We start from the raw sequence: 13,075 nt of genomic DNA, 5'->3' as shown, positions 1-13,075 counted from the left end.
GAAAAGGAAAGTTAGATTAGTCCAAGTAATTGTGTTTGATTATAGAGAAAAAAGTAGTGATTCGTTATAATTTATATATTGAATTTAAGTGAGAAAATGAAAAGGGGAATTGGTTATGCAACAAATTAAAAAAATAGGAAACTCATTTTGGTATATGACACCTGTTTCTGAAACAGATAGACCTATCTTAGGAATGGTCGTTGGACAAGAAAAAACGTTAATGATTGATGCAGGGAATTCAGAAGAACATGCACAATTATTTTTAGAAATGTTAAAAGAAAAAAATGTATCGAATCCTGATTTTGTAGCACTAACGCATTGGCATTGGGATCATATTTTTGGATTGCCTGTATTACAAAATGCTTTAACTATTGCGCATATTGAAACGAAAAAAGAAATGCAGTCACTAGTATCTTATGAATGGACAGATGAAGCGTTGGATGCACGCGTAAAAGAGGGTACTGAAATTGCATTTTGTGCGGATTGCATAAAAAAAGAGTTTGAAGAAAAAGCGAGAAATATTAACATTATTCCTCCGACCTTAACGTTCCAGAATCAAATTGAATTAGATCTTGGTGAAGTGACATGCGTGTTAAAACATGTGGGCGGAGATCATGCACATGATTCAGTTGTTATTTACGTGAAAGAAGAAAAGATATTATTTTTAGGAGACTGTATATATGCAGATATTTTTTCTTCGAAGTGGAACTATACGACGAAAAGAACGTTTAAATTGATAGATGAATTAGAGAAATTTGATGCTGAGACATATATTCTCTCTCATGGGGAAGCGATAAATCGAGAGGAGTTTTTACAAGAGATTCGTATGTTAAAAACAGTAGGAACTTATACAGAAGCTCATAAAGGTGATGAAGAGAAGATAAAGGCAGCGTATAAACAAGAACTAGATAGAGAATTAAATGAAGATGAGTTAGAAACAATAACTTATTTTGTCAATGGTTATGAAATGAATAATCAATAAGACACTACATTAATCCAATATAATTAAATTGCACAAAAAGAGTATTGAAATTTAATTCAATACTCTTTTCAATAGTTAAATATGTAGTTTCAACCAAATTCTAAATATGGGGGTTCATCGTCTGAAGTGATTTCAATCTATTTATTTTTCGTATAGATAGTGATTCAAGTAGAAGCTTTCTTTGCTAATTCAGTAATATACTCGAAGAAAGTATCATGTTTTACATCGTAAACGACATTTACAGGTCGTCCATTAGCAGTTTCCTCTGTACGTCCTTGGCTTGGTCCGTATGTATGAACAATACTATTAATCGTTTCAGTTTTTGCAAGGCTAGTGTTTCCGACAAGCGCGGTAGTTAGTACATCCCATAAATAGTAGGTAGAGTTCGTTGAGAAGTGAACGAGGGGGGGAACCATTGCATAGCATTGACCAAGGAAATCCATACCAATATACTTTCGTTCTTTTGCCCACTGTTCACGTATGTTTATAGTTAACGGAACTTGGTTTGTACTTTCTAGTGTCACTAAGTCGATTTTAATTTTTGCATCCCATACACGAGCTACTGCTTCAGGGTCCCAAAACGAATTCCACTCAGCTGTTCCATCATGCTCTGGTTCATGTACATTGCCTGCTGTAAGAAATGTACCACCCATCCAAACGAGACATTCAATTTTATCTTCAATTATGGGAGCTTCATATAACGCACGAGCAAGGTCAGTTAGGGGCCCGGTAAATAATAAAGTTGTTTTTCCTTCCGTTTGTAGAAGTGTTTCTATTAAATGGTGATGTGCAGGCTTTGCTGCCATGGGTGTTACAACTTTTCCAGACTCATTTAAAATTGGTAAAGCATCTACATAAAATGCATGCATCCGCCAGTCTTTCGGAAACGGGTTTTGCCCGCGAGAGTTTGAAGCGGCTACTGCAATATTATCTTTGCTGAAGCGATTAATAATTTTACGACTTGCAGACATTGCGGGTTCTAAATAGCAGTCTGCTGGGATAACAGATACACCGGTAAGTTCAACGTTTTCCATTTGAAGTAATAAAAATAATGAAATTAAATCATCTACGCCGCCATCATGATTGAAGTATACTTTTTTCTTCATTGTAATCTCCATCCTATATGATTTAGTTAGAAATTAAATATGAATTGAGGAAAAGTCATCAATAATTTCCACCACTTCAATTTCTCCATTAATCAGTAGCTCAGGAAGCTCATTTCTAATATTTCCTTTCCAATACTTTCTAGCTTGTTCGATTTTTTGAGAAAAAGGAATACCATCTTCTTTCGGTAAAAGATTCCCGTCACCTTCAAAAGAACTTCCGATTACTCGTAGTTTAACAATCTGTAAAACTTCTCGATTGTAAGAATCAAATAATGCTTTCCATTTTAAAGCATCTTCATAGCTTTTTGAAGCGTATAAACAAGATAACCTGGAAGGGTATTCAGGGAATTCTTGTAGTCTAACCATTTCTACAATTGTTTCTCTAACTGCTCTAATTGTTTGATCCATATAACTCATAACTACTTTAGCATTTTCATTATTTATATGTAATTCGTCATTTTTATAGTGATTATTTAAAATTTGTATGCCATCTTCACCATTAGCATTTAATTGTTCTCTTTCAAAAAAGAAGTTATATAGAGTATTGTGTTGATTTTTTTTAAAAGGAATCATTTGTCCGATATGCATTCTTTTCCTTGTTACGATGTGATATGCGTAAAATTCTGCTTCATTCATGGTTATCCTCCTAGTAATAATGTAATGCAATGTTAAATTTAGTAATTCAACATTGAAATATATAAAACCTTTATAAGTAAAAGTGAGAATTTGAGTTGAAAGTAAAGAAAATACATGAAAACGTTTTAAATTTGTTCACAAAATGTTCACTTACGAAGGGGGTTCCAATGTCGATATAATGACAAAGACTCAAAGAGAGAGGATGATGAAATTTGCCAACAACAAGAAAAGAAAACCTCCAATTTGGCATGATGATGTGCCTTGGAATGGTTATCGTAATGACGTTTTACAATTTACTAATGAATGAAACAGGAGGACCAATTTATATTAAAGAGATTGCATTAGAACTATTAATTGGCTTTATTATTGCGCTATTAATTGAAATAAGTATAGTTGGACCTTGTGTGAAAAAAATTGTATTCATGTTGCCATTTGATAAATCTAAGAAAATAAATATTATAGTTGCAATGGCGACAACTATGGTAATCGGAATGGTGTTCTTTATGTCATTTTTCGGTATGGCTATGATGCATTTACATGGTGGACTACAAGGAGATTCATTTGTTTCAATTTATTTTTCGATTTTTATTAAAAATTTCATAATGGCATATCCATTACAATTAATTATTATGGGACCGCTTGTACGTTTCTTATTTGCAAAGTTTGTTATGAAAAAGAAATCTTTTAATGTAGCGTAATTTTTATTTATAAAACATTATATATAAATAATAAAAACACATCTCGTATTTTTGAGGTGTGTTTTTTTTTCATTCCAAGTTATTTTCATAGTGATGTGACATTTGTCCTTTTGCCATTATAGGATGATGGTTTTTAATTAAGTCAGAAATAAAGGATGAGGAGATGATTTTTTGAAAGGTATTCTATTTGCTGTTTTTGCGGGGATATTTATAACACTTCAAGGAACCTTTAATGCGAAACTTAGTTCACATATCGGTATATGGTCGACGAGTATTATAACCCATTTAATTGGATTCATTATTGCAACAACTGTATTTTTGTTAAAGAAAGAAGAGAAAGTAACGGATTTAAAGAGTGTAAAAAAAATATATTTAGTAGCGGGTGCATTTGGTGGATTCATTATTTGTGCAGAAACTATGGCGATATATTCACTAGGAGTTACATTGACAGCTGGCACACTAATGGTTGCTCAATTGTTAACGGCAACAGTTATTGAAATGAAAGGACTGTTTCATATAAAAAAGATACAGATGGAGAGATATCATATTGTGGGAACAATAGTAATGATTATAGGTATTGTTGTATTTAATATGTAAATGAAAGGAGGATATGAATATGGAGAATAGATCAAGTTTAATTACGCATTATTTGAAAATCAATAAAACGCTCGAGGTTTTTTCAGAAATAGATACAGCATATTTTCAATTAAATCATTTTGAAAAAGGCGAGCTTATTTGCAATATAGATGACGAAATGGATCGTTTATATTTTGTTGTTAAAGGTAAAGTAAAAGTTTATACGATTACACCTGAAGGGAAGAAACTAATCCTTCGCTTTATCAATCCACTCGCAATTGTTGGTGATATTGAATTAATTCAAAATAGCAAAGCACATAATGTCGTTGAAGCTTGTTCAGATGTTGTAGCGATTTCCATTTCTAATACGGTTATTAGAAACAAGTTATTACATGATCCTATATTTATGAAATTCTTACTTGAAAACATTGCGAACACGTTAAAAATATCGACTCGTTTTACTGCTCTTAATTTACTTTATCCTGTAGAAGTACGTGTAGCTAGTTATTTACTTTCAATTTCAACAGATAGTAACGGAAATATGTACAAAGGGGATTTGGATACGACTTCGGTAACGAGTATTGCAGACTTTATAGGGGTAAGTTATAGGCACGTCATTCGGGTATTACAAAGATTTTATAATGAAAAATTAATTGAAAAAAGTAATGGAGTTATTGTCATTAAAGATTTTTCTAGAATGAAGGAAGTCGCTAAAGATAATATATATGAGCAATGAAAGGGAGAGGAAGATTTTGATTGGATTTAGTTTAGCTATATTAGCAGGAATATTAATTAGCTTACAATCTGTTTTTAATGCAAAAGTAAATGAAAATGTAGGACAGTGGTTAACGACTACATGTGTCCTTGGAATAGGTCTCATTAGTTCTATTCTATTTTATATCATTACAGAAAACAGTATTAGCATTAAAGTGTATACTGCAAATTATTTGTTTTATGTAAGTGGACTGTTTGGCATCGGGTTAATTATTTGTATAATGGGTGCAATAAAGAGTTTAGGTCCAGCATATACGGTGCTAATTAGTCTTATTACTCAATTGGTCGTTGCGTTATGTATTGATACATTTGGATTATTTGGAATGGAGAGCATTCCATTACAAATAAATAAATTAGTTGGTATAGGTTTATTAATTGTGGGAGTAGGAATTTTTAAAAATATCTTTTCGAACAAGAGAGCTATTAGAATAACCGAGGATGAGATTAAAAGGTTATAAGGATGTTGATAATCAGATTATAGATGTTTATGTAGTGAGAATACATTTCATATATGTCTCTGTTAGTGAAGGGTCTATATATATTCGAAAAAAACGTGAATTAGCTATTAGTGTAGTTGAAAAGAAGACGTCAATAAGTTGAGGTCTTCTTTATGTATTGTTCTGAAGTTATCAGAACTTAAGTATAAGGGAATGGGAAGTGGTTTAAGTTAAGCAGAATATACCCGAAAATAAAATATTACTTAACATATATAACTAATGAATACAATGTCTTTTTCAGTTATTAAGTTGTAAATCATTTTATGATAAAATCTTTTACATAATTTAATAAAGGGGTAGTATTTAATGGGTTATTTCTCAAATGGTTTATTAGTTTTGTTTGTGCTAATCGTATGCAGTTGTATATTTTTTGGTTGATAATATAATGAGAGTCTTATATAAAAGAAGTTATCTTAAGTGAGATAACTTCTTTTTACTTTATATTGAGAAGGAATTCTATCTTTCTTATTGAAGTTTGTTCTAGTTATTTTTACATCAATCAGATTTGTGTAAAGGGAATTTTATGAAATATAAACAAGCCAGAGAATAGGGAGTATTTACATGGAAAATAGTATACGCTACACAAGTGAACATCCTACAGATTTTAATGGATTATTATCCTTATACGAATCTTTAGGATGGAATTCTCTTAAATTAACGGTTAACGAGTTAGAACGAATGTGTAAGCAAAGTTGGTATGCAATTTATGTTTTTGATGATAAGAGGTTAGTAGGGATGGGGCGTGTCATATCAGATGGAGTCATAACAGGCATTATTTGTGGAGTTGGTGTATTGCCAAAATATCAGTCTAGTGGCATCGGAAAAGAAATAGTGAAACGATTAATCCAGCACTGTGAACAAAACAAGGTTATTCCACAACTTATGTGTGTAGAAAAGTTGCAATCTTACTATGAATCTATAGGGTTTGAAGCATTCTCTATTGGGATGACAAAACATATTATAAGATAGAGGTGCTTTATCCCGCTATTTGCCGGGTAGTAAAACCCCCACTGATTAAAGTTTCACTTTATATTTTCAGTTTACTCGTACATATTTTCAAACTTCAACATAAAGGAGAATGGCTGTATGGAGATTGCTAAAGGGATAGAAATGTTACAACTTGAATTTCAAGAATTTGTTATTCATCCACTTCTTTTATGGAATGATGAAATGGCAGTATTAATAGATACGGGTTTCCCAGGACAAATTGAAGATATACAAGTAGAGATGGAAAAGGTTGGGGTATCATTTGATAAGTTAAAAGTCGTGATTTTGACGCATCAGGATATTGATCATATAGGTAGTCTTCCGGAGTTGTTGCAGCGCTGTCGAAGTAATATTAAAGTTTATGCGCACGAACTAGATAAGCCATATATCGAGGGGGATTTACCTTTATTGAAGGACGGAAATATAGAGAACCGACCAAAAGGAAAAGTGAGTGATACTGTGATTGACGGGCAAGAACTTCCGTATTGCGGTGGAATACTAATTCTTCATACTCCAGGGCATACTCCGGGTCATATTAGTTTATATTTGAAACAAAGCAAAATTCTTGTCGCTGGAGACTCGATGTATAGTGTGAATGGAGTGTTAGGAGGAATTCATGCCCCAACAACTTTAAATATTATGGAAGCACGGCAGTCTTTGAAGAAGTATTTAAATTTACATATTGAATCTGTAGTTTGTTACCATGGGGGATTAAGTAAGCGGAATATAAAGATTCAACTTCAAAATTTGTAAAAGGTAAAGATAATAATTTTTTAATAATGGATGCTAAAGTGTAGTCTAATTGTTGGTATATAAATAAAACACTTAAATGATAAAAAAGCATGTTTGAAAAAATTCAAACATGCTCTTTTATTAAAGCAAATCAGTTTAATATGAATGACCTAATCCGTTCCAATAAAAAGAAACGATTTCTTGTGCTAATTCATCTATATTTGCAAGAATAGGATTGTGATTTTCATCTTTAAAATTCCCAATTGATAATAAAGATACGAAAGCATGAGCCGCAAATTTAGCGTTTCCTTTCGGAATTTCTCCGATGTGCATCGCATTATCGAGTGCTTTTTCTAGTACTTCATACATATTATCTTCAGCATTTTTCAATTGTTTCAATTGTTCTTCAGATAACGACAGTTTTGCATCTTTCATAAAATTTTTCATATCAATATCCATCGTTGCGTGTAAGTAAACTTTAGCGAAGTCTAATAATCTTTCTTCTAAAGTTTTGTTTGTAGAGAGTATTTGAGACATATTCTCACGTATACGTACCATCATTTCGATCATAGTAGCGGTAAATAAATCGGCTTTTGTTGAATAGTAATAGTAGACAGTTGCTTTCGTAACACCACAAACTTTTGCGACCTCATCCATAGAAACGACTTGATAATTTTGTGTAAGAAATAAGCGGGTTGCTACTTCTAAAATGATTTCTTTTGTAGATTTTGTATTTTTATTTTGACGCGGCCTTCCGAGAGGACGTTGTTTTTGTTCCAAATACATTCGCTCCTGACATTTATAATTGAGATAATTATAACATAATTTTCAATCATTCTTGATTAATTAACCGACCAGTATATATAATTAATAATGGAGGAAAAAAGGAAGGTGGGTTTTTATGAAAAAGCACCCGTTACATATGTTAGGGAGGCTTGTAGCAGGGAGAAATACGCAGTGGATCACTTTATCGGTGTGGATTCTTATTACATTATTACTTTCATTTACGTTACCACAAGTAAACAGTACGAAAGAACCGAATCCGAAAAATTTACCTGAAACAGCTATGTCACAGCAAGCGGAAGCGCTTATGAAAAAAGAGTTTCCGAATAATGCAGGGAATCCGTTGTTAGTAGTATGGTATAGAGATGGTGGATTACAGTCACAGGATTATAAACTCATACAAGATGTTTATAAGGAGTTAAAAGCTAGTCCTTTAAAAGAACAATCAACGTTACCACCATTTGATACAATCCCAGAGCAAGTATTATCAAAAAGTGCATCAAAAGATGGTACATCATTTGTTACACCGGTATTTTTTAATAAATCTGCTGGTACAGATATATTAAAAGGAAATCTTGAAGAGTTTAGAAAAATAGTGAATAGTAAGGTGGATGAAGATCCATTTAAACAAAAAATAAGTGAATCTGGTTTACATGTTCGATTATCAGGACCTGTAGGTATTCAAACGGATGCAGTTAGTTTATTTAGTCAAGCAGATGTGAAATTGTTAGTGGCTACTGTACTACTAGTGTTAGTTTTGTTAATTTTACTGTATCGTTCACCAATTTTAGCGATTTTACCTATACTTGTTGTTGGCTTTGCATACGGTATTATTAGTCCTACACTCGGTTTTTTAGCTGATCACGGATGGATTAAAATAGATGCCCAAGCGATATCAATTATGACAGTATTATTGTTTGGCGCTGGAACGGACTATTGTCTATTTTTAATTTCGAGATATAGAGAGTACTTGTTAGAAGAAGAAAGTAAATATAAAGCATTGCAACTTGCGATTAAAGCATCTGGCGGTGCAATAATAATGAGTGCGTTAACTGTTGTACTTGGATTAGGAACATTACTACTTGCTCATTATGGTGCCTTTCATCGATTTGCAGTACCATTTAGTGTTGCTGTATTTATAATGGGAATCGCGGCTTTAACGATTTTACCAGCACTATTATTAATTTTCGGTAGAATTGCATTTTTCCCGTTTATACCGAGAACAACTTCAATGAATGAGGAGTTTGCAAGAAAGAAAAAGAGAGCTGTAAAAGTTGAAAAATCAAAAGGCTTCTTTAGTAAAAAACTTGGAGATATTGTAGTACGAAGACCGTGGACAATAATTATGCTAACTGTATTTGTATTAGGCGGATTGGCTTCATTCGTACCACGTATTCAATACACATATGACTTATTAGAGTCGTTTCCAAAGGATATGCCTTCTCGTGAAGGGTTTACGTTAATTAGTGATCATTTCTCAGCTGGTGAACTAGCACCAGTAAAAGTTGTTGTTGATACGAAAGGCAAAGAGCTTCCTATTAAACAAGAACTAGAGAAATTTTCTTTCGTAAATACAGTGAAAGAGCCAAAAGAGGGAAAAGAAAATAAGCAAATACAAATGTATGAAGTTTCTTTAGCGGAAAATCCATACTCAATTGAAGCGTTAGATCAAATTCCTAAATTGAAAAGTAATGTAGAAAAAGTATTAAAAGATGCTGGGATTAGTAATGCTGAAGAGCAATTGTGGATTGGTGGAGAAACAGCTTCATTATATGATACAAAGCAAATTACGGAACGTGATGAATCAGTAATTATTCCAGTAATGATTAGCATTATCGCTTTACTATTACTTGTCTATTTACGATCGGTTGTTGCGACGATTTATTTAATTGTAACTGTTGTCCTATCATTCTTCTCAGCGTTAGGAGCAGGATGGATATTACTTCATTACGGTATGGGAGCGCCGGCCATTCAAGGTGCGATACCGTTGTACGCATTCGTATTTTTAGTTGCTTTAGGTGAAGATTATAATATCTTTATGGTTTCAGAAATATGGAAAAACAGAAAGACACAAAATCACTTGGATGCAGTAAAAAATGGTGTAATACAAACAGGTAGTGTTATTACATCGGCAGGTTTAATTTTAGCAGGAACTTTTGCTGTGTTAGGTACACTTCCAATTCAAGTATTAGTTCAATTTGGTATTGTAACTGCAATTGGCGTATTACTAGATACGTTTATCGTAAGACCGTTACTTGTACCCGCGATTACAGTAGTTTTAGGTCGATTTGCTTTTTGGCCAGGTAAACTTTCAAGAAAGAGTGAAGAAATACAAAAGGTGGATGCATAGTGAAAAAAGCCAAGGATATTTCCCTTGGCTTTTTTCAATGTAGTTAATTAATTTTTTGAAGTCAAATCATCAGCTGCAGCGTGATCAGCATCTTCAATTGTTGTTTCGGGCATTCCGTATAAGCCGTTCATTGCTTGTTCTTCGATAGTAAGGTTTGCAGTATTATTATTTTGAATAGATGTAGTGTTTTCAGTAACATGTTCTTTTTTATTCATATTTTTGTCATTCATGTATGTATCCTCCAAATTTCATTTGATTTATCTATAGTATGTGGATGGATTTCCAGAAATATGTGAATTGATTCTTACATATGTTATATAAATAAATAATTAGGGTCAAATGTAAACTGTTAGGAGTGAACAATTATGGTGAAAGCAAGGGAATTAGCCTTCTAAAATAAAAAGAAAATTTTAGGAGGCTATTAGAATGAAGTTTCATGTAATTGATAGAGAAGATTGGAATAGAGAGCAGCATTTTGAGCATTATTTAAAGTTGAAATGTACATTTAGTATGACTGTGAATGTTGATATCACGATGTTATTAGGGGAAGTATATCAAAAGGGAATAAAATTTTATCCCGTTTTTATATATTTAATTTCTAGAGTAGTAAATAATCATAAAAAATTTCGAACATGTTTTAACGATGAAGGAGTTGTAGGCTATTGGGAGGAAATGATACCGAGTTATACAATCTTTCATAAAGATGATAAGTCTTTTTCAAGTATATGGACGGATTATTCAAGTGATTTCCGCACTTTCTATAATAATTATGAAGACGATATGAGATGCTATGCTAGTGTTCATGGTCTTTTCACGAAAGAAAATATTCCGCCTAATGTATTTCCGATTTCTAGCATACCTTGGACTAGTTTTACTGGATTTAATCTTAATATTAATAATGATGAAAATTTTCTATTGCCAATTATAACTTGTGGGAAATATTTTAACGATGGAAACAAGGTTATGCTACCAGTTTCATTACAAGTACATCATTCGGTTTGTGATGGATATGATGCGAGTCAATTTATAGAAGATTTACAGCAGTTAAGTAATACTTGCAACGAGTGGCTTAAGTAATATCTAATTTTTAATTATATAAAGTGAAACTTTAATCAGTGGGGTGTCAGCCCCCGCTGATTATTAGCCCGACCCCCACCTAACTTCTTTGCTTTCGCTGAATTTTGAGGTGGGGGTCTTACTGCCCGGCAAATAGCGGGATAAAATTGAAAATGAATAAAAGAAGAGACCATGTTTATATTACATGGTCTCTTTTTATTATTCATTAATACTAAGTAATCGTGGAAAATATAGGGTGATTTGTAGTTTAATAGTAAAGAGGGTGATTAGTGTTAATTTTCTTTGTTTTTAAAAATTTAAGGATATAAATGTTTTAATAGGGGGTAATAAAGTGAAGTTCATAAGCATTGAAAAAGATGAGATCCTAATTGAGAATATGGCAAATTTGTATTGTAAAGTATTTGAGAAAACAAATTTCAATGAAATGATCGAGAGAATGAACAGGCATATAGAATATACAGGTTTTAAAGGTATAGTAGCAATAAATGATGAAAATGAAGTAGTTGGTTTTACTTATGGTTATCGCTCAATCGAGGGACAGTACTATAATCAATTAATGAGAGAAGCGTTACATCTAGAGCAAGTAGACGAATGGTTACAAGATTGTTTTGAATTTGTAGAGTTAGCAGTCCACCCACAATATCAAAATGAAGGTCTTGGAACGAATTTACATAATGAATTATTAGAAGGGATTCCAAATAGAACGAGTGTTTTAACAACACAAATAAACAATGAAAAAGCACGTTCGTTATATGAAAGATTAGATTGGGTAAATGTATTAGAACCATTTCATCCAAGTAAAAATGATGTTCCATATGTAATAATGGGAAAAGCATTAAAAACAAAAGTGAATTGATAATTATGCCATTCACAAAAATGGTTGGTTTGTAATAATGAAGGGGAAAACGAAAATGACGAAAATATCTATAGAAAAAGCTACAATTTTAGATGCTGAGAAATTAACAGAAATAATGAAAAGAACATTTGATGCAGAAGCAAAACAATGGCTATACGGCTAAGATGATGTCATTGATTATAACATTCAACCGCCAGGATATTCTTCAGTTGAAATGATGGAATATTCCATTGAAGAATTGGATTCTTTCAAAGTTGTAATGGATAAAGAAATAATCGGAGGGATAATAGTTACGATTTCTGGTAAGTCGTACGGTCGAATTGATCGTATTTTTGTAGATCCTGTTTATCAAGGAAAAGGAATTGGATCACATGTTATGAAATTAATAGAAAAGGAATATCCGAACATAAAGATTTGGGATCTCGAAACATCTAGTAGACAAATTAACAATCATCACTTTTATAAAAAGATGGGTTACCAAATGATTTTTGAATCGGAAGATGAGTATTGTTACGTGAAAAGAATAAAAACAAGCTCAAACAAAGCGAGTGTAGTTACAAATAAAGATATGAAAAATAGTCAATACGAAAACTGTAATTTAGCAAATACAGAGTATTATCAAGTGAATTTAAAAAACAGTTCATTTGTTGGTAGCATTATAATGAATATGAATATGAGTAATTGTAATGTAAGTCAATCCAAGTTTAGAAATATAAATTTTAGAAGGTCATCATATGCAGATTTAAATCTTTCTGGCAGTAAATTTAATTTGGTGACTTTAGGTGGAGTGCAATTTAAAAATACAAGTCTCGGAGATGAGAAGGAACCTATTGTATTCGATAAATGTGATTTGGAAGGTAGCACTATAAGTAATAGTAATCTGAAAAATATTGAAATAGAAAATTGTGATATAGTCGGCATGAAACTAAATGGTATTCTGATTGAAAATTTGCTTGATTTATATAACAAGGTGAAAAGTTAACCAAATCCATATAGTCGTTAATCTTTTTGGAAATTAAGT

General features: G+C 32.2%; 14 protein-coding genes and 1 pseudogene. 11 read left to right on the top strand and 4 right to left on the bottom strand.

The genetic code is table 11. From position 1 onward, the window contains the following. Window positions 1–115: 115 nt before the first annotated feature. Entirely contained in the window at window positions 116–982 is an 867-nt protein-coding gene (locus H6481_RS20520; RefSeq protein WP_088020948.1) for an MBL fold metallo-hydrolase, read from the top strand. 164 nt (window positions 983–1,146) lie between these two features. On the opposite strand, the gene H6481_RS20515 is transcribed toward H6481_RS20520, so the two are convergent. Further along, window positions 1,147–2,100, bottom strand: a complete 954-nt coding sequence (locus H6481_RS20515; RefSeq protein ID WP_182812998.1) for a nucleoside hydrolase — start codon at window positions 2,098–2,100, stop codon at window positions 1,147–1,149. 21 nt (window positions 2,101–2,121) lie between these two features. Then, window positions 2,122–2,724: a DUF2441 domain-containing protein gene (locus tag H6481_RS20510; protein ID WP_182812996.1), complete on the bottom strand. Its 603-nt coding sequence runs from the start codon at window positions 2,722–2,724 to the stop codon at window positions 2,122–2,124. 212 nt (window positions 2,725–2,936) lie between these two features. On the opposite strand from H6481_RS20510, the gene H6481_RS20505 reads away from it, so the two are divergent. The 6 genes from H6481_RS20505 (at window position 2,937) to H6481_RS20480 (ending at window position 7,009) form a co-directional block, all read left to right on the top strand. Further along, window positions 2,937–3,422, top strand: coding sequence for a DUF2798 domain-containing protein (locus H6481_RS20505; RefSeq protein WP_182812994.1), 486 nt, complete (start codon window positions 2,937–2,939; stop codon window positions 3,420–3,422). A 171-nt stretch (window positions 3,423–3,593) separates the two neighbouring features. Next, window positions 3,594–4,019 carry a DMT family transporter gene (locus tag H6481_RS20500; RefSeq protein WP_000676258.1) on the top strand — a complete coding sequence of 142 codons (426 nt, stop codon included), beginning with the start codon at window positions 3,594–3,596 and terminating at the stop codon, window positions 4,017–4,019. A gap of 19 nt (window positions 4,020–4,038) precedes the next feature. Beyond that, a complete protein-coding gene (locus H6481_RS20495; RefSeq protein WP_053564542.1) occupies window positions 4,039–4,734 on the top strand; it encodes a Crp/Fnr family transcriptional regulator in 696 nt (231 codons plus the stop codon). A gap of 16 nt (window positions 4,735–4,750) precedes the next feature. Further along, window positions 4,751–5,230 carry a DMT family transporter gene (locus H6481_RS20490; protein ID WP_089170957.1) on the top strand — a complete coding sequence of 160 codons (480 nt, stop codon included), beginning with the start codon at window positions 4,751–4,753 and terminating at the stop codon, window positions 5,228–5,230. Window positions 5,231–5,830: 600 nt separating this feature from the next. Next, window positions 5,831–6,238: a GNAT family N-acetyltransferase gene (locus H6481_RS20485; RefSeq protein ID WP_000431735.1), complete on the top strand. Its 408-nt coding sequence runs from the start codon at window positions 5,831–5,833 to the stop codon at window positions 6,236–6,238. A 117-nt stretch (window positions 6,239–6,355) separates the two neighbouring features. Then, entirely contained in the window at window positions 6,356–7,009 is a 654-nt protein-coding gene (locus tag H6481_RS20480; protein WP_182812992.1) for an MBL fold metallo-hydrolase, read from the top strand. A 135-nt stretch (window positions 7,010–7,144) separates the two neighbouring features. Here H6481_RS20480 and H6481_RS20475 read toward each other — a convergent pair whose 3' ends face one another. After that, window positions 7,145–7,768 carry a TetR/AcrR family transcriptional regulator gene (locus H6481_RS20475; protein ID WP_182812990.1) on the bottom strand — a complete coding sequence of 208 codons (624 nt, stop codon included), beginning with the start codon at window positions 7,766–7,768 and terminating at the stop codon, window positions 7,145–7,147. Between the two features lie 121 nt (window positions 7,769–7,889). On the opposite strand from H6481_RS20475, the gene H6481_RS20470 reads away from it, so the two are divergent. Beyond that, the gene (locus H6481_RS20470; protein WP_182812988.1) at window positions 7,890–10,121 is read left to right on the top strand and encodes an MMPL family transporter; all 2,232 of its coding nucleotides are present in this window, start codon (window positions 7,890–7,892) and stop codon (window positions 10,119–10,121) included. Window positions 10,122–10,168: 47 nt separating this feature from the next. Here the strand turns inward: H6481_RS20470 and H6481_RS20465 are convergent, their stop codons facing one another. After that, on the bottom strand, window positions 10,169–10,351 hold the full coding sequence (locus tag H6481_RS20465; protein WP_000998365.1) for a DUF4021 domain-containing protein: 183 nt from the start codon (window positions 10,349–10,351) through the stop codon (window positions 10,169–10,171). A 196-nt stretch (window positions 10,352–10,547) separates the two neighbouring features. Here H6481_RS20465 and catA point away from each other — a divergent pair, with 196 nt between their 5' ends. From catA to H6481_RS20450, 3 genes and pseudogenes are all read left to right on the top strand, one after another. Then, complete coding sequence (gene catA / locus H6481_RS20460) at window positions 10,548–11,198, top strand: type A chloramphenicol O-acetyltransferase (protein ID WP_000668526.1); 651 nt, start codon at window positions 10,548–10,550, stop codon at window positions 11,196–11,198. A 331-nt stretch (window positions 11,199–11,529) separates the two neighbouring features. Further along, complete coding sequence (locus tag H6481_RS20455) at window positions 11,530–12,054, top strand: GNAT family N-acetyltransferase (protein ID WP_182812986.1); 525 nt, start codon at window positions 11,530–11,532, stop codon at window positions 12,052–12,054. 37 nt (window positions 12,055–12,091) lie between these two features. Then, window positions 12,092–13,036, top strand: a pseudogene (locus H6481_RS20450) (GNAT family N-acetyltransferase). The last annotated feature ends 39 nt before the right edge of the window (window positions 13,037–13,075 follow it).

The organism is Bacillus sp. ME78, assembly GCF_903970865.1.
In the GTDB taxonomy this organism is placed as follows: domain Bacteria; phylum Bacillota; class Bacilli; order Bacillales; family Bacillaceae_G; genus Bacillus_A; species Bacillus_A cereus.
Note: the sequence above shows the minus strand (reverse complement) of the source record. Positions and strands in the feature narration are given on the sequence as shown.